General features: G+C 54.4%; 14 protein-coding genes. 7 read left to right on the top strand and 7 right to left on the bottom strand.

The annotated features are described in order from the left end of the window. Positions 1 to 6: 6 nt before the first annotated feature. The 7 genes from rsxD to ACIPUG_RS02115 all read right to left on the bottom strand — a co-directional run bounded on the left by rsxD (position 7) and on the right by ACIPUG_RS02115 (position 8,621). On the bottom strand, positions 7 to 1,062 hold the full coding sequence (gene rsxD, locus ACIPUG_RS02145; RefSeq protein WP_039500938.1) for an electron transport complex subunit RsxD: 1,056 nt from the start codon (positions 1,060 to 1,062) through the stop codon (positions 7 to 9). Then, complete coding sequence (gene rsxC, locus ACIPUG_RS02140) at positions 1,063 to 3,519, bottom strand: electron transport complex subunit RsxC (protein ID WP_400337154.1); 2,457 nt, start codon at positions 3,517 to 3,519, stop codon at positions 1,063 to 1,065. It abuts the gene before it with no gap. Continuing rightward, positions 3,512 to 4,090: an electron transport complex subunit RsxB gene (gene rsxB, locus ACIPUG_RS02135; RefSeq protein WP_014915362.1), complete on the bottom strand. Its 579-nt coding sequence runs from the start codon at positions 4,088 to 4,090 to the stop codon at positions 3,512 to 3,514. The genes rsxC and rsxB overlap by 8 nt, the downstream gene beginning before the upstream one ends. Further along, positions 4,090 to 4,671, bottom strand: coding sequence for an electron transport complex subunit RsxA (gene rsxA / locus ACIPUG_RS02130; protein ID WP_010296121.1), 582 nt, complete (start codon positions 4,669 to 4,671; stop codon positions 4,090 to 4,092). The genes rsxB and rsxA overlap by 1 nt, the downstream gene beginning before the upstream one ends. Before the next feature lie 216 nt (positions 4,672 to 4,887). Continuing rightward, positions 4,888 to 5,103 carry a transcription modulator YdgT gene (gene ydgT, locus ACIPUG_RS02125; RefSeq protein ID WP_010275188.1) on the bottom strand — a complete coding sequence of 72 codons (216 nt, stop codon included), beginning with the start codon at positions 5,101 to 5,103 and terminating at the stop codon, positions 4,888 to 4,890. A gap of 289 nt (positions 5,104 to 5,392) precedes the next feature. After that, on the bottom strand, positions 5,393 to 6,898 hold the full coding sequence (gene araA / locus ACIPUG_RS02120; protein ID WP_014915363.1) for an L-arabinose isomerase: 1,506 nt from the start codon (positions 6,896 to 6,898) through the stop codon (positions 5,393 to 5,395). A gap of 37 nt (positions 6,899 to 6,935) precedes the next feature. Further along, the gene (locus ACIPUG_RS02115) at positions 6,936 to 8,621 is read right to left on the bottom strand and encodes a ribulokinase (protein WP_400337152.1); all 1,686 of its coding nucleotides are present in this window, start codon (positions 8,619 to 8,621) and stop codon (positions 6,936 to 6,938) included. A gap of 372 nt (positions 8,622 to 8,993) precedes the next feature. Between ACIPUG_RS02115 and ACIPUG_RS02110 the strand changes: the two genes are divergently transcribed. The 7 genes from ACIPUG_RS02110 (at position 8,994) to ACIPUG_RS02080 (ending at position 16,787) form a co-directional block, all read left to right on the top strand. Further along, a complete protein-coding gene (locus tag ACIPUG_RS02110; RefSeq protein WP_014915365.1) occupies positions 8,994 to 9,977 on the top strand; it encodes an arabinose ABC transporter substrate-binding protein in 984 nt (327 codons plus the stop codon). Positions 9,978 to 10,074: 97 nt separating this feature from the next. Further along, complete coding sequence (araG, locus tag ACIPUG_RS02105) at positions 10,075 to 11,598, top strand: L-arabinose ABC transporter ATP-binding protein AraG (RefSeq protein ID WP_014915366.1); 1,524 nt, start codon at positions 10,075 to 10,077, stop codon at positions 11,596 to 11,598. A gap of 18 nt (positions 11,599 to 11,616) precedes the next feature. Next, positions 11,617 to 12,603: an L-arabinose ABC transporter permease AraH gene (gene araH, locus ACIPUG_RS02100; protein WP_400337150.1), complete on the top strand. Its 987-nt coding sequence runs from the start codon at positions 11,617 to 11,619 to the stop codon at positions 12,601 to 12,603. 62 nt (positions 12,604 to 12,665) lie between these two features. Continuing rightward, positions 12,666 to 13,598, top strand: a complete 933-nt coding sequence (gene araC / locus ACIPUG_RS02095; protein ID WP_010275170.1) for an arabinose operon transcriptional regulator AraC — start codon at positions 12,666 to 12,668, stop codon at positions 13,596 to 13,598. A gap of 114 nt (positions 13,599 to 13,712) precedes the next feature. After that, the gene (locus tag ACIPUG_RS02090; protein WP_014915368.1) at positions 13,713 to 14,759 is read left to right on the top strand and encodes an oxidoreductase; all 1,047 of its coding nucleotides are present in this window, start codon (positions 13,713 to 13,715) and stop codon (positions 14,757 to 14,759) included. Positions 14,760 to 15,087: 328 nt separating this feature from the next. Beyond that, the gene (locus tag ACIPUG_RS02085; RefSeq protein WP_180774178.1) at positions 15,088 to 16,080 is read left to right on the top strand and encodes a bile acid:sodium symporter family protein; all 993 of its coding nucleotides are present in this window, start codon (positions 15,088 to 15,090) and stop codon (positions 16,078 to 16,080) included. Positions 16,081 to 16,322: 242 nt separating this feature from the next. Continuing rightward, positions 16,323 to 16,787 (top strand): SgcJ/EcaC family oxidoreductase, encoded by a 465-nt coding sequence (locus tag ACIPUG_RS02080; RefSeq protein ID WP_014915370.1) that lies wholly within the window; start codon positions 16,323 to 16,325, stop codon positions 16,785 to 16,787. Positions 16,788 to 16,861 lie beyond the last annotated feature (74 nt).

Here is a 16,861-nt window from a genome sequence, read left to right as displayed (position 1 = left end):
GTCTCCTCAGCGATGGTGGCCGTAAGCGCGTGGCTTGGTGTAATAGTCAATCAGCGGCACGGTGATATTTGCCAGCAGAACGGCAAACGCGACGCCGTCCGGGTAGCCACCGTAGGTACGAATCAGCCAGACCAGTAACCCAATCAGTGCCCCGAAAATCAGACGTCCCCGGTTGGTGGTTGATGCGGTAACGGGATCGGTCGCAATGAAAAATGCGCCGAGCATGGTAGCCCCGGACAGCAGATGTAGCATCGGTGGCGCGAATTTCTCCGGCGAAATGATCCAGCTTAGCGAGGCGCAGAACAGCAGCGACAGCAGGAAACTGACCGGAATATGCCAGCGAATGGTGCCGCGCATCAGCAAAAACAGCCCGCCGATAAGAAAACCGATATTCACCCACTGCCAGCCAATGCCAGACAGCGATTGGGCAAACATCGGCTGTTGCAGAATGTCCTGCGGCGTTTGGCCAGAGCGTAGGCTGGTTTTAAACGTATCCAGTGGGGTTGCCTGACTGACGCCATCAACGTTGTGCATCAGCTGCTGCATGGTGTACCCGTCAGGCGTGTGTCCGGTAAAGATGATAACTAATGCATCATGGAAACCGACGGGAATGGTTTGCAGCGGCGCGGGCGGCAGCCAGCTTGTCATCTGGACTGGGAAAGAGATCAGCAGCACCACATAGCCAATCATCGCGGGGTTAAAAGGGTTTTGCCCCAAGCCGCCATACAACTGCTTGGCGATAATGATAGCGAAGACGGTTGCCATGACCACCATCCACCAGGGGGCAAGCGGTGGCAGACTGATACCGAGCAGCACGGCGGTCAATAGTGCGGAATTATCAGACAGCGTGGTACGTACGGCGAACTTTCTCAGTGACAGTGTCACACCTTCTGCGATAAGCGCGGTAGCGGACGCCAGCCCAACCTGAATCAGGTTACCGTAGCCAAAGAAGTAATACTGCGCCAGCATACCCGGCAGACAGGCCAAAATGACCAGCAGCATGATGCGCTGTGTGCGCTGCTGGTTATGTGTGAACGGTGAACTCGCAATTCTAAAAGCCATTTATTCCTCTTGATATGACGATGCCTGCGCGGCTTTACGGGCTTTAACGCGCGCGATAGCGGCAGCAACGGCAGCCTTACGTGGATCTTCTGGCTCTTGTACTTCAACAATGGCAATCGGCTCTGCCACCACATCAGGAGCTGCCGACGGAACAGGTTCTTCCGTGTTTGTTGCAGATTGTTGCGCGGCTTTACGAGCTTTAACGCGCGCGATAGCGGCAGCAACGGCAGCCTTACGTGGATCTTCCGGCTCTTGTGCTTCAACAACGGCAATCGGCTCTGTCACCACGTCAGGAGCTGCCGACGGAACAGGTTCTTCCACGCTTGTTGCAGATTGCTGCGCGGCTTTACGGGCTTTAACGCGCGCGATAGCTGCGGCAACGGCTGCTTTGCGCGGATCTTCTGGCTCTTGTACTTCAACAACGGCAATCGGCTCTGCTACTACGTCAGCAGCAGCCGACGGAACCGGCTCTTCCGTGTTTGTTGCAGGCTGCTGTGCGGCTTTACGGGCTTTAACGCGCGCGATAGCGGCAGCAACGGCAGCTTTACGCGGATCTTCCGGCTCTTGTACTTCAACAATGGCAACCGGTTCTGCCGCCACGTTGGAAACTGCGGGAGTCGCCGCTTCTTCCGTACTTTCTGGGCTTACTGCCTCAGACTGCTGTGCAGCCTTACGCGCTTTAACACGTGCAAGGGCGGCGGCCACGGCTGCTTTGCGTGGATCGTCAAGCTCGGCAGAGGGAACCTCGACCGTAGGCGCTTCCTGCTGTGCCTGTTGTTCACGTGACCGTTCTTCACGTAACTGTTTTTCACGTGCTTGTTCTTCACGTAACTGTTGTTCACGTGCCTGTGCCTTGCGGGCAGCCCGCGCGGCGATGGCGGCGCTGTTATCCGGCTCTGCATCGGGGATGACGGCGATAGGCGAACCGACTTCTGTTGCGGCGGTTTGCTTACGGCGTACGCGCTCCAATGCAGCCTGAACGGCATCTTTATCCGTGGTGGATACGCCAGCCGCTGCCTGTTTGTGGCGCAGTTCGCGTGCGGCTTTTTCTCGCGCCAGACGAGCCTGTTTAGCATCAAAGCGCACTTTGGCCTGTGCGGCACGCTGTGCCTCTTCGTCGATGGCCCGAATTTCGGCCTTTTCCTGACGGTAGTACTGCACTAGCGGAATATTGCTGGGGCAGACGTAAGCACAGGCACCGCATTCGATGCAGTCAAACAGATGGTGGTTGCGGGCTTTTTCGTGTTCCTGCCCGCGACTGAACCAGTAAAGCTGCTGCGGTAAAAGGCCTGCCGGACAGGCATCGGCACATTTGCTACAGCGAATGCAGGATTGTTCTTCAGCAACCGGCTCCATTTCCGTATGTGACGGCGCGAGCAGGCAGTTGCTGATTTTAACGATAGGGACATCCAGCGACGGCAGGGTAAAGCCCATCAGCGGACCGCCCATCACCACCATCGGTTGCTTATTGACGTGGAAGCCACCCTGTTTGAGCAGGTGGCGTACCGGTGTCCCCAGTCGTGCCCAGACGTTGCCGGGCTGGCGCAAGGCTTCACCGGTCAGCGTCACCACGCGTTCGGTGAGCGGCTCGCCGTCGATCACGGCACGTTTGATGGCAAAAGCCGTTCCGACGTTCTGCATCAGTACGCCAATGGCGGCGGAGTGTTTACCGAACGGGACTTCCTTGCCAGTCAGAATCTTGGTGAGCTGCTTGGCACCGCCTGACGGATACTTGGTTGGGATGACGCGCAGCTGCATGTCGCTGCGTTTACCCAGGGCCAGCCGCAGGGCGCTGATAGCTTCCGGTTTGTTATCTTCGATCCCAATCAGAATGCGTTTCGGCTGCAACAGGAATGACAGAATCTCGACGCCCTGAATAATCTCCTCGGCGCACTCCTGCATGAGTCGATCGTCGGCGGTGATATAGGGTTCACACTCTGCGCCGTTGATAATCAGGGTTTCAATCCCACGCATCCCGCCTTGTAACTTGGCCGCGGTAGGGAAGCCTGCGCCGCCCAGGCCCGCAATGCCAGCCTGATGCAGATGGGCAAGCAGGGTATCGACGCTATGTTCACGGTAATCTGTAAAAGTCTGGCGTTCGCACCAGCGATCTTCGCCATCCGGCACGATGATGATGCTGAGTTCGGACAAGCCAGACGGATGTGCCGTCGTGTGTTGACGAATCGCGTTCACCGTTCCTGACGTCGGTGCATGAACGGGCAGCGTGCGGCCTTTTCCCCGCGTTAGCGGTTGACCGCGCAGGACTTTATCGCCGACGCTGACGCAGATCTCGCCTTCCGGCCCAAGATGCTGCTTGAGCGGAATAATGAACTGTTCTGGCAGCGGGATCTGGCGCAGCGGCGTCTGGCTGGACTGCGTCTTCATTTCCGGCGGATGAATGCCTCCGTCGAAATCCCAGATCCTGTCTTTTTTAAAGGCGGAAAACAGCTTAAGCATGTCGTTCTACTTGAATAACGCGTACTGGAATCGTATCGAGATCCCATTTCCAGTTAGCGGGAGTCGGCGCGATAGGACGTAATTCGATACAGTCCGTCGGGCAAGGGGAGACGCAGAGATCGCAGCCGGTGCACAAATCGCTGACGACGGTGTGTACCGCTTTGGTACTGCCGATGATGGCATCAACCGGACAGGCCTGAATGCACTTGGTACAGCCGATGCAGTTGCTTTCATCGATCCAGGCAACCTGGCGTGCGGGAGCTTGAACGTCGGCGTCACCTTCCAGTGGTTGCGGATCGACGTTGAGCTTTTCAGCCAGCTTCAGCATCATCGCTTCGCCGCCGGGGCCGCATTTATTAATACTTTCACCATTCAGCGCGACCGCTTCGGCGTAGGGCCGACAGCCGGGGTAGCCGCACTGGCCGCACTGGCTTTGTGGGAGCATGGCTTCCACTTCTTCCACAATCGGATCGTTTTCAACTTCAAACCGACGGGAGGCGTAGCCGAGCACCAGACCGAATGCCAGCGCGAGGGCGCTTAATGCCGCAATGGCAATCCAGATAGCGGTCATCAGAATTTCACCAGTCCGGTAAAGCCCATAAACGCCAGTGACATGAGGCCTGCGGTGATCAGCGCGATAGAAGAACCGCGGAACGGTGCGGGAATATCCGACACGGCGAGACGCTCACGAATGGCGGCAAAAAGCACCATCACCAGCGAGAAACCGGCCGCGCCGCCGAAACCATAAATCGTCGATTGCAGGAAACCGTGCGACAGGTTGATGTTGAGCAGAACAACGCCAAGCACCGCGCAGTTGGTGGTAATCAGCGGCAGGAAGATCCCCAGCAGGCGGTACAGCTCAGGGCTGACTTTGCGCACGAACATCTCGGAAAACTGCACCACCACGGCGAGCACCAGAATAAAGGCCATGGTGCGCAAATAGAGAATATCGAGCGGAACGAGAATAAATTCGTTGACCAGCCAGGAAAACATTGAACCGACAGTCATGACGAACGTGGTCGCCATGCCCATGCCAATTGCCGTCTCGAGCTTTTTGGACACGCCCATAAAGGGGCACAGCCCAAGAAACTTCACTAAGACGAAATTATTTACCAGAAGGATGCTAACAAAGAGCAATGCGTATTCGGTCATTACGGTGCCTAGAAAACAAAACCGGACTATTATCAGGCATTGTTGGGTTTTCGACAACATACCCAAAGTAGGGTTATCGCCGTCCCCTTCAAGGGGCGGAAGGTCAGAGTCGCTTAATAACAGAAGCGCCGGGCTATTATACAGTAACGAGCTGAGCGTTCTGCGTAATATCCCGGAAGGAAATTATTGCATAACTATTCTTTTTGTTGCTAACAACTACAGAACGTGATGCCAGACGGATTTTGGCACGCAGCCAAGATCGAACAAGCGCCCGCCGGATGCCAACTCAGCCCTCCGATGGTCCGCAGCACGATACATGTTGATGATTTCCTGACTGTCTGTCAGAGAATAATTGAGGTGATCAAAGAGTTTTTCCAGACTTTCTGTTGAGCTGACTTTCCTGAATTTGAGCAAATAGTCATGAACGGTCATGGTGATTGGTCTAATAGTTATGTGGTTGAGATGACTAAGTATATTCAAGCAAGAAGGCCTGTCTAGAGGGCGATGTAATAAAGTACGCTTATTTTTCAATAACAAACAAATGAAAATGAAAAATAACGGATTGACAGAAAAAGGTTATGGCGTTTCGTACAATGTCGGGCGACAGGGCGATGGAAAATCAGAGCGTGAGATGGAAAAGGCTTATAGGTAAAAAGTACCGATAAAGGGGCAGATTGTTCACGGACACGTATCCATAGACAACCGGCCCCTGAGTGTGGGCTTAGCGGCTACAAAGTTTGTAATACACCTCGTTCCAGCGCAGCGCATCTTTGAATTCGTGGAGTCGGGTTTCGTTGTCGATCACCAGCAGTTCAATGTTCTGCATCTCGGCGTAGAGCCGCATGTGTTCGAGATCCAACGCCTGACTAAAGACGGTGTGGTGTGCACCGCCAGCCAGAATCCAGGCTTCGGCCGCTACTTCCAGCGACGGTTGGGCTTTCCAGATGGCACGAGCAACCGGCAGTTTCGGCAGCGGGCGCGGCTGTTCGATGGTATCGACCAGATTAACCAGCATTCTGAAACGGTCGCCCATGTCGATCACGCTGGCGTTGAGGGACGGCCCAGCCGGCGTTGAGAAAATCAAACGAGCAGGGTCGGCTTTGCCGCCAATACCAAGGTATTGCGCATCCAGAATCGGTTTCTGTTCTTTCGCAATCGTCGGGCAGACTTCCAGCATGTGGGAGCCGACGACCAGATCGTTACCGTTCTGGAAGTTATAGGTGTAGTCCTCCATGAAGGACGTCCCGCCTGACAACCCGCCGGCCATCACTTTCATGATGCGCAGCAGCGCGGCGGTTTTCCAGTCGCCTTCGCCACCGAAGCCGTAGCCTTGCTGCATCAGACGCTGTACCGCCAGCCCCGGCAGCTGTTTCAGACCGTACAGGTTTTCAAAATCGGTGGTGAACGCGTGATAGCCGCCTTGTTCCAGAAAGCGTTTCATCCCGAGTTCAATCTGTGCCGCATCCAGCAGGTTCTGACGGTTCGCACCGTTGAGTTTCACCGCGTCTGTTAGCTGGTAGCTGGCTTCGTACTCTTCGACCAGCGCATCGATATCGCCTTTGGATACGGCATCAACCACGGCGGTTAAATCGCCCAGACCCCAGGCGCTGACGGAGTAGCCGAATTGGATCTGCGCGCCGACTTTATCGCCTTCGGTGACGGCGACTTCACGCATGTTGTCACCAAAGCGCGCAACCTTCAGCTGTTTACTTTCCTGAATGGCGGCGGCAACCCGCATCCATTTGCCGATACGGGCATGGGCGTTCTTATCCTGCCAGTGGCCGACGACAACCTGATGCGCCTGCCGCATCCGGGCACCGATGAAGCCAAATTCACGTCCACCGTGCGCGGTTTGGTTCAGGTTCATGAAATCCATGTCCATGGTGTCCCACGGCACTTCGGCATTGAACTGGGTGTGGAATTGCAGCAGTGGTTTAGTGAGTACGCTCAGGCCGCCAATCCACATTTTGGCCGGAGAGAAGGTATGCAGCCAGGTCAGCAGGCCGATACAGTTATCCTGATAGTTGGCATCGCGACACAGTGCCAGAATTTCGTCCGGCGTTTTCACCAGCGGTTTCAGTACCAGCTTAACGGGCAGGTTGGCCTGTTGATTCAATCCGGCGACGACTTTTTCCGCGTTCTCTTTTACCTGACGTAACGTTTCCGGCCCGTAGAGGTGTTGGCTACCGATGACGAACCAGACTTCAAGCTGCTTAAAATGATCCATGATGACTCCTGTAACGTGATCCCCAGAGGGATAAAAATTAGTTTTTTGCCGTAGACGTTGGGCTATAGGCGGGTTCCGCGAGGCGGCACCACTGCTGATAGCGCTCATAAAGCTGCTGATAACGGGCGACGCGCTGGCTGTCCGGTATTAACGTGCGTTCTATGCCGCTGGCCATATGCTGCTGTGCCGTTGGGATATCGCCGTGAACGCCAGCGGCGACGGCGGCAAAGATCGCCGCGCCGAGCGCACAGCACTGATCGGAAGCGACGATCTGCAAAGGACGATTCATCACGTCGGTACACACCTGCATGATGACGGGGGATTTCCTTGCTATGCCGCCCAGTGCCAGCACGTTCTCGACGGGAACGCCCTGATCTTCAAAGCATTCCATAATCGCGCGCGCGCCAAAGGCCGTGGCAGCAATGAAACCGCCGAACAGCGTAGGGGCATCGGTGCCCAGATTGAGATCGGTAATCACGCCTTTCAGGCGCTGATTGGCGAATGGCGTTCGGCGGCCGTTGAACCAGTCCAGCACGACAGGCAGGTGATCCAGCGTCGGGTTCTCCGCCCAGCTGTGCGTGAGTCGCTCCAGCAGTTTGCCTTCCATCGCCTGTAATGACGTTTTGAGTTCAGGATGATCTTTCGCGGCTTCCTGTAACGACCAGCCCAGTAGTCGCCCGAACCAGGCGTACATGTCGCCGAAGGCGGACTGCCCGGCTTCGAGGCCGATATAGCCGGGAACCACGCTGCCGTCGACCTGCCCGCAGATACCCGCGATGGTGCGATCGGCAATGCGTGCGTCGTCGGCGATCAGAATGTCGCAGGTGGACGTGCCAATCACTTTGACCAGCGTATACGGCTGTGCGCCTGCGCCGACGGTGCCGACGTGGCAGTCAAACGCGCCGCCCGAGAGGATGACTGTTTCGGGGATGCCGAGCCGCTGTGCCCATTCGGCGGTGATGGTGCCGACCGGCTGTTCGGCGGTCCAGGTATCGGTAAACAGCGGGTACTGTAATGTCTCAGTCAGGCAGGGATCGAGCGCGTGCAAGAAGTCTTTCGGCGGCAGTCCGCCCCAGCTCGGATGCCAGAGTGATTTGTGCCCGGCGCTGCACCGTCCGCGGCGAATATCGGCAGGTGCTTGCGTACCGGAAAGCAGGGCGGGCACCCAATCGCACAGTTCGATCCAGGAAACGGCGGCCTGACGCACCGCTGCGTCGGCGCGGGAAACATGCAGGATTTTGGCCCAGAACCACTCGGACGAATAAACGCCGCCGATGTAGCGGGTGTAATCCGGGAATTGACCGCTCCGGCACAGCGCGTTGATGGCTTCCGCTTCTTCTATTGCGGTGTGGTCTTTCCACAGCACGAACATGGCATTGGGGTTGTCGGCAAATTCGGGGCGTAGGGCGAGGATCTGACCTTGCTCATCAATCGGTGCGGGGGTTGACCCGGTGGAATCCACGCCGATACCGATGATGTTCTGTCGTTGTTCGTTCGTCAGGCGTGAAACGACGACCTTAACCGCCTGTTCCAGCGATTCAATATAATCCAGTGGATGATGTCGGAACTGGTTGTTGGCAGGCTGACAATATTTCCCCTCGCGCCAGCGGGGGTAGTAGACCACTTCTGTTTCCAGCTCTTGCCCGCTTTGGCAGTCAACGGCTAAGGCGCGCACCGAATCACTGCCGAAGTCGAGACCAATCGTAATAGCGCCCGCACTCATGCTTTGCTCCTCATTAATCCCAGATCGTTGGTGTTTACGATGGCAGGGATAACGAGAGGCGGTGAGGAGCGGTTAGCTGGAAGTATGTATTTTTCTGTCGCCAGCAGCCATTTTGTGAAGCGGGTCAAAGGTTAATGATTGGTTAAATTCGCTAAATGTATGCACAAACCTGTCATTGTTCCGGACTGTGATAAAGCTCTACATTCTTACCGGGAATAACGACTAAAACATAAAGCGTCTGAATGCTACTGAGTAAAGGAATCGTGCTAAGTCTGTGTTTTTCCTTTATCCAGACCGGAAATACCCTACCAGGAACTCGAACTCGTTTCAGCGTTGCTGACGAATGAAAAGATAATTACACCGGAGAACATCATGCATAAATTCACTAAGGCGCTGGCAGCAATCGGGTTGGCTGCTGTTATGTCACAATCAGCTATGGCAGAGAACTTAAAGCTGGGCTTTCTGGTTAAACAGCCGGAAGAACCGTGGTTCCAGACGGAATGGAAGTTCGCTGATAAAGCAGGAAAAGACCTTGGTTTTGATGTGATAAAAATTGCGGTTCCCGATGGTGAAAAGACCCTGAACGCGATCGACAGTCTGGCAGCCAGTGGAGCGAAAGGCTTCGTTATCTGTACGCCGGATCCGAAGTTGGGGCCAGCCATTATGGCGAAAGCACGCAGCTACGATCTGAAAGTGATCGCGGTTGATGACCAGTTCGTGAATGCCAAAGGTCAACCGATGGATACCGTGCCATTGGTGATGATGGCGGCCACCAAAATTGGCGAGCGTCAGGGTCAGGAGTTGTATAAAGAGATGACCAAACGCGGCTGGAAAGTAGAGGAAACCGCCGTGATGGCGATTACCGCTGATGAGCTGGATACCGCACGTCGCCGCACGACTGGCTCCATGGACGCGCTGAAAACCGCAGGGTTCCCGGAAAAACAGATCTACAAAGTGCCAACCAAATCTAACGATATCCCCGGTGCATTTGACGCCGCTAACTCCATGCTGGTTCAGCATCCGGGCGTGAAAAACTGGCTGATTATCGGCATGAACGACAACACCGTACTGGGTGGCGTGCGTGCAACGGAAGGTCAGGGCTTTAAAGCTGAAAACGTCATTGGTATCGGTATCAACGGCGTGGATGCGGTGAGCGAGCTGTCTAAAGGTCAGGCAACGGGCTTCTATGGTTCACTGCTGCCGAGCCCGGATATCCACGGTTACAAGAGTATCCAGATGCTGAATGACTGGGTGACCAAAGGCGTTGAGCCGGAGAAATTCACCGAAGTGACCGACGTGGTGCTGATCACTCGTGACAACTTTAAGGTCGAACTGGAGAAAAAAGGCCTGATGTAATCACGCCTGATTTCGTAAAGACGCGGATAACGCCGGTCAGCATGACGCTGGTCGAGGTTGTCCGCTTTTGACCCTGCATCGTTATGAGGAAACAGACATGACAGCACAGTCACCCTATTTGTCGTTTCATGGGATTGGTAAAGAATTTCCCGGTGTTAAGGCGCTTTCGGATATCAGTTTTTCCTGCCATGCCGGCCAGATCCATGCATTGATGGGGGAAAACGGGGCGGGCAAGTCGACGCTGTTAAAGATCCTGAGCGGTAACTATTCACCGTCAGCGGGTGAGATCCATATTCAGGGTAAACCTGTGCAGTTCAACAACACGATGGATGCCCTGAATGCGGGCGTTGCCATCATTTATCAGGAACTGCATCTGGTGCCGGAAATGACCGTCGCCGAGAACATTTACTTAGGTCAGCTGCCGCATAAATACGGCATGGTGAACTATTCGCTGCTGCGCTATGAAGCCAAACTTCAGTTGCAGCATTTGGGACTGGATATCGATCCTGATACCCCGCTGAAATACCTCTCTATCGGGCAGTGGCAGATGGTGGAAATTGCCAAGGCGCTGGCCCGTAACGCCAAGATTATTGCTTTTGATGAACCGACCAGTTCGCTGTCTGCCCGTGAAATCGAGCAGCTTTTCCGTGTGATTACGGAATTGCGCAGTGAAGGCCGGGTCATTTTGTACGTTTCGCACCGGATGGAAGAAATTTTTGCGCTGAGCGATGCCATTACCGTGTTTAAAGATGGCCGCTACGTGCGCACGTTCGACGATATGCAGCAGGTGAACCATGAGTCGCTGGTACAGGCGATGGTAGGGCGTAACCTGGGGGATATCTATGGCTATACGCCGCGTCCGCACGGCGAAGAACGTCTGACGCTGAAAGACGTAAAAGCGCCGGGCGTGAAATCCACGGTTTCCCTGAATGTGAAGCAGGGGGAAATTGTCGGGCTATTTGGTCTGGTGGGGGCTGGTCGCAGCGAACTGATGAAAGGGCTGTTTGGCGCGACCAAAATCACCAGTGGTCAGGTGTTGCTGGATGGCAAACCGCTGGTGGTGAATTCTCCCATCGATGCGATTCGTCAGGGCGTGATGCTCTGCCCGGAAGATCGCAAGGCGGACGGCATCATTCCAGTGCACTCGGTACGCGACAACATCAATATCAGCGCAAGGCGTAAGAGCCTGAAAGCCGGTTTTATTATTAATAATCAGTGGGAAGCGGATAACGCTTCGAAGCGCATTGCGGCGTTGAACATCAAAACGCCGTCCGATGAACAGCTGATTATGAATCTTTCCGGGGGAAACCAGCAGAAAGCCATTCTTGGCCGCTGGCTGTCCGAAGAGATGAAGGTCATTTTGCTCGATGAACCCACGCGCGGTATCGACGTCGGCGCGAAGCACGAAATTTATCATGTCATCTATGAACTCGCGAATCAGGGGATCGCGGTGCTGTTTGCCTCCAGCGATTTACCAGAAGTGCTTGGGCTGGCCGACCGGATTATCGTCATGCGCGAAGGTGCCGTCTCTGGCGAACTGCTGCATACCGATGCCACAGAGCAGAAGGTGCTCAGTCTGGCTATGTTACGAACCCCTGATATCGAATCTGCGGTTGCCTGACCGCGAAGGAGCAAAATAATGTCAACGGTTACGTCTACAACCTCAGAAAAGAAGAAAAGCGGTATGGGATTGTCCCGCATTTGGGATAACTACGGCATGCTGGTGGTGTTTGCCGTGCTGTTTCTTGGCTGTGCGATTTTCGTCCCGAATTTCGCTTCATTTATCAACATGAAAGGGCTGGGGTTGGCAATCTCCATGTCCGGTATGGTGGCCTGCGGGATGCTGTTCTGTCTGGCTTCCGGTGATTTTGACCTGTCGGTCGCGTCTATCATCGCCTGTGCTGGTGTGGCGACGGCGGTGGTGATCAATATCAGTGAAAGCCTGTGGATCGGGGTCAGCGCCGGGCTACTGCTGGGCGTAGCGTTCGGTTTACTCAACGGATTTGTGATTGCCCGTTTGAAGATCAATGCGCTGATCACCACGCTGGCGACGATGCAGATTGCGCGCGGTCTGGCGTACATCATTTCCGATGGTAAAGCGGTAGGGATTGAAGATGAGCGTTTCTTCGAACTGGGCTATGCCAACTGGCTGGGCTTGCCTGCGCCTATCTGGATCACCATCGGCTGTATGATTCTGTTTGGTCTGCTGTTGAATAAAACCACCTTTGGCCGCAATACGCTGGCGATTGGCGGCAATGAAGAGGCGGCGCGTCTGGCCGGGGTACCGGTTGTACGTACCAAGATTATCATTTTCGCCTTGTCCGGTCTGGTATCGGCGGCGGCAGGGATCATTCTGGCATCGCGTATGACCAGCGGCCAGCCGATGACCTCCATCGGGTATGAGCTGATCGTGATTTCTGCCTGTGTGCTGGGCGGTGTGTCGCTGAAAGGCGGGATCGGTAAAATTTCTTACGTGGTGGCCGGCGTGCTGATTTTGGGGACGGTGGAGAATGCGATGAACCTGCTGAACATCTCTCCGTTTGCCCAGTATGTGGTGCGCGGCCTGATTCTGCTGGCGGCGGTTATCTTCGACCGCTACAAACAGCTGGCGAAGAAAACGGTATAAATGCCCGTGCGGCAGGTAAGAGCCTGCCGCTTTCTCTCTTACTAGCGTGTACCGGAGGCTCGATGTATCACCGTATGGCGCATGAATCTCAGCCTAATCCGCTGCTGCCGGGATATTCGTTCAACGCTTATCTTGTGGCCGGCCTGACGCCGATTCTGGCAGAAGGGCCGCTCGACTTCTTTATCGATCGTCCCGATGGAATGAAAGGCTACATCATTAACCTCACCATGAAAGGACAGGGTCAGGTCTTTGATGGCGATGAGACCTTTTTCTGTAATCCCGGTGACCTGCTGTTGTTCCCGCCGAAATCGAAGCATTTTTATGGCCGTTCGCCGAGCAGCGACTGCTGGTATCACCGCTGGGTCTATTTTCGCCCGCGCGCCTACTGGGCCGACTGGCTGGAATGGCATACCAAAAGCAGCGGCATTGGTCGCATGAGCCTGCCGAATAACCAACTGCTGCTGGAATTCGACAGGCTGTTTGCCAATATCGAACAGACACAGCGTTCTGGGCGTCGTTTTTCGGAAGAGCTGGGTATGAATCTGCTGGAGCGGCTGCTGCTCCGCGCGATGGAAGAAGATCCACAGAGCCCGCAGAAAATCATGGATCCGCGTGTGATAGAAGCCTGCCAGTTTATTACCAGTAATCTGGCTGGAGAGCTGCGTATTGACGAAGTTGCGCGGCATGTTTGTCTGTCACCGTCGCGGCTGGCGCATCTGTTCCGTGAACAGGTGGGCATTAATATTTTGCGCTGGCGTGAAGATCAGCGCGTGATTCGCGCCAAGCTGTTATTGCAGACGACGCAGGAATCTATCGCCAACATCGGTCGCGTGGTGGGGTATGACGATCAGCTGTATTTCTCACGCGTGTTCCGTAAGCGGGTCGGCGTCAGCCCCAGCGATTTCCGTCGCCGCAGCAGTGAAATCAACTATCCGGCAGCCAAAACGCTGCCCGTGGCATGGGGAGAGCGGATGCCCAGCGCCGTGAGCGGCTAGCGAACGAAAACGAATCCGATTCCCCTGGTTATTATCCCTCTCTGCAATCTGGCGGATGACGGGTATATACTGAGTGAGAAATCACAAAGTCAAAATAAGCTAAGGGGAATCGTCATGAGTGAGACCGTTCGTGTTGGGCTGCTGGGCTATGGCTATGCCAGTAAGACATTCCACGCGCCGTTGATTGCAGGTACGACGGGTATGGAGCTGGTGGCCGTGTCCAGCAGCAGTGCTGAAAAAGTGCATGCAGATTGGGCAAATCTGCGAGTAGAGAAAGACCCTCAGGCGTTATTTAACGATCCCGATATTGACCTCATTGTTATTCCTACCCCCAATGACACGCACTTCCCGCTGGCAAAACAGGCGCTGGAAGCGGGCAAGCATGTCGTTGTCGATAAACCGTTTACGGTGACGTTGTCACAAGCATACGATTTGGGCGCTATAGCCGACCGTGTCGGAAAAATGCTTTCTGTTTTCCATAACCGCCGTTGGGACAGCGATTTTCTGACGCTGAAACAGCTGCTGGCGGCGGGAACGTTAGGAAATGTGGTGTATATGGAATCGCATTTCGATCGCTTCCGCCCCGAAGTGCGCCAGCGCTGGCGTGAAGACGGCAGCGAAGGCAGCGGGATTTGGTACGATCTTGGGCCGCACTTGCTGGATCAAGCGCTGGAGCTGTTTGGCTTGCCGGTGGCGATTCAGGTAGATATGGCACGGTTGAGGCCTGGCAGTAAGGCGATTGATTATTTCCACGCGACGCTGATTTACCCACAACGCCGGGTTGTGCTGCACGCCAGCATGCTGGTGGCGGCGGCCTCTGCCCGCTATATCGTGCATGGCACACGCGGCAGCTTTGTAAAATACGGTCTTGACCCACAGGAAGATCGCCTGAAAGCGGGTGAACGTCCACCGCTGGCCGACTGGGGTCAGGATAAACACGATGGCGTGCTGACGCTGTCTCGCGATGGCATAACGGCGGAGCAAACGATCGCCACGATTCCGGGTAATTATCCGGCTTACTATGCGGCAGTGCGCGATGCGCTGACGGGTAAAGGCGAAAACCCCGTTAGCGTGCATCAGGCGATTCAGGTGATGGAGCTGATCGAGCTAGGACTGCTTTCCCACGAGCAGAAAAAAGCCGTCACGGTGAAAAATAGCTAGATTTACCGCGTTTTATTCCAGATAGTTAATGGTTCGTTTAAACAGGCGGTCTTAGGATCGCGCTAGACTGCTGAGAAAATCAATCGAACGGTGATAATGGTCGAGGGTAAAAATGCGGTACATGCGTCTTTCACGCTCGATTTACGGTGTTCGAAGGCGCTTCTGATGCCTTTATCTCATTACCACCGTTTTCTGTCTGTAAACAGATTTATCGACTCAGATTTCTAGATTCACATTTAGTCATAGATAACTTTGGGCGATCCTCGGATCGCCCGTCTTGTTAGAGTGTTCATTCGGCGGATAACAGGCTAGGGGAAAGGTGTCGGGCATGGGGTGGTTACAACGGTTACGCATTGATAAATTCTTATTGGTTCTGATTTTGGTGGTGGTGACGGCGTCGGTTCTTCCTGCTGAAGGCTCCGTGAAGGTTTTCTTTGAGCGCCTGACTACGGCGGCGATTGCTCTGCTGTTCTTTATGCACGGCGCGAAGCTATCGCGTGAAGCGATTAGTGCGGGTATGGGACACTGGCGTTTGCATCTGGTGGTGTTTGCCAGCACGTTTATTCTGTTCCCACTGCTGGGAATCGGTATGAGCCTGCTGTCGCCAGTGGTACTGACGCCGACCTTGTATCTGGGTTTCCTCTATCTGTGTGCGCTACCGGCGACAGTGCAGTCGGCGATTGCTTATACCTCAATGGCCGGTGGTAACGTCGCCGCGGCGATTTGTAGCGCCTCGGCATCCAGTATTTTGGGCGTGTTTCTCTCGCCGATTCTGGTCGGTTTGCTGATGCACACGCAAGGGGGAGAAACGGATACGCTGCACGCGATTGGCTCTATTATCATGCAGTTAATGGTGCCTTTCGTGATTGGTCACCTGTCTCGCCCGCTGATTGCCAAGTGGGTTGAACGTAACCGTAAGCTGATTAATATTACTGACCGGTCATCAATTCTTCTGGTGGTGTATGTCGCTTTCAGCGAGGCGGTTGTGCAGGGGATTTGGGGACAGATCAACGTCTGGTCATTGCTGGCCGTCGTCGGTTGTTCGATCGTGCTGCTAGCGGTTGTGCTGGTGGTGAATACGCTGGTTGCTCGGAAGATGGGCTTTAATACCGCCGATGAAATCACCATCGTATTCTGCGGTTCGAAGAAGAGCCTGGCGAATGGGATCCCGATGGCAAACGTGCTATTTCCTGCCGCCGCTGTCGGTGCGATGGTGCTGCCGCTAATGATTTTCCACCAAATTCAGCTGATGGTCTGCGCTGCGCTGGCTCAGCGCTATGCCAAGCGGATAAATAAGGAACAGGATACGCCTCGTCAGTAAGCGATTATCGGTCCCTCGCATCATGCAAAACGCCCTCGGTCTTACACAGGCCGAGGGCGTTGTCATTTGTAACAAACACTGTAACTATACGGAAACACAAGAAATAATCTATTACAGTGATAGTTTCATTACGGTGTTACTTTTTTGTTGCGTTACGTTATAACAATAGTCGCTCATCGAGAGGAATTGTCGATAGAGCAAGACACAGTTGATGATAATTATTATTTGAGAACGAGGGAAATATGTTTAAAAAAACGGTGTTAACTTTAGCGATGTTAGGGACGTTGGCTTCCGCATCTGTGCAGGCTGCGCAGAGTATGGAATGTGTGAAAACCAGCCAAAAAGAAATTGCGTCGTTATTTGACCGTTGGAACGCATCGCTGCAAACAGGGGATGCGAAGAAGGTGAATAGAAACTATGCGTCGGATGCCGTGCTCCTGCCGACGCTGTCCGATCAACCGCGTACGACTGACGCCGAGCGTATTGATTACTTCGAACATTTCCTGGAGAAAAAGCCGGTTGGTAAGATTGATACCAGCACGATCCGCATCGGCTGTAATAAGGCTGTTGATACCGGAACCTACACCTTCACATTCGGTGATGGTAGCGTAGCCAAGGCTCGCTATACCTACACTTATGCCTGGAACGCTAAACAGAAGCAGTGGTTGATTACCACGCACCATTCCTCGGCAAACCCGGCCAGTTGATCTCTGTAATTTATCGGTAATAAACTTGTGTCAAACGGCTAACGAAAGTTAGCCGTTTTTCGTGAGCGGCTGAC

Source organism: Pectobacterium sp. CHL-2024 (assembly GCF_044751765.1).
GTDB lineage: Bacteria > Pseudomonadota > Gammaproteobacteria > Enterobacterales > Enterobacteriaceae > Pectobacterium > Pectobacterium brasiliense.
Note: the sequence above shows the minus strand (reverse complement) of the source record. Positions and strands in the feature narration are given on the sequence as shown.

Bases quoted from the DNA above. Each gene is read 5' to 3' on its own strand.
- rsxD (WP_039500938.1), bottom strand. From the start codon at position 1,062: ATGGCTTTTAGAATTGCGAGTTCACCGTTCACACATAACCAGCAGCGC.
- rsxC (WP_400337154.1), bottom strand. From the start codon at position 3,519: ATGCTTAAGCTGTTTTCCGCCTTTAAAAAAGACAGGATCTGGGATTTC.
- rsxB (WP_014915362.1), bottom strand. From the start codon at position 4,090: ATGACCGCTATCTGGATTGCCATTGCGGCATTAAGCGCCCTCGCGCTG.
- rsxA (WP_010296121.1), bottom strand. From the start codon at position 4,671: ATGACCGAATACGCATTGCTCTTTGTTAGCATCCTTCTGGTAAATAAT.
- ydgT (WP_010275188.1), bottom strand. From the start codon at position 5,103: ATGACCGTTCATGACTATTTGCTCAAATTCAGGAAAGTCAGCTCAACA.
- araA (WP_014915363.1), bottom strand. From the start codon at position 6,898: ATGGATCATTTTAAGCAGCTTGAAGTCTGGTTCGTCATCGGTAGCCAA.
- ACIPUG_RS02115 (WP_400337152.1), bottom strand. From the start codon at position 8,621: ATGAGTGCGGGCGCTATTACGATTGGTCTCGACTTCGGCAGTGATTCG.
- ACIPUG_RS02110 (WP_014915365.1), top strand. From the start codon at position 8,994: ATGCATAAATTCACTAAGGCGCTGGCAGCAATCGGGTTGGCTGCTGTT.
- araG (WP_014915366.1), top strand. From the start codon at position 10,075: ATGACAGCACAGTCACCCTATTTGTCGTTTCATGGGATTGGTAAAGAA.
- araH (WP_400337150.1), top strand. From the start codon at position 11,617: ATGTCAACGGTTACGTCTACAACCTCAGAAAAGAAGAAAAGCGGTATG.
- araC (WP_010275170.1), top strand. From the start codon at position 12,666: ATGTATCACCGTATGGCGCATGAATCTCAGCCTAATCCGCTGCTGCCG.
- ACIPUG_RS02090 (WP_014915368.1), top strand. From the start codon at position 13,713: ATGAGTGAGACCGTTCGTGTTGGGCTGCTGGGCTATGGCTATGCCAGT.
- ACIPUG_RS02085 (WP_180774178.1), top strand. From the start codon at position 15,088: ATGGGGTGGTTACAACGGTTACGCATTGATAAATTCTTATTGGTTCTG.
- ACIPUG_RS02080 (WP_014915370.1), top strand. From the start codon at position 16,323: ATGTTTAAAAAAACGGTGTTAACTTTAGCGATGTTAGGGACGTTGGCT.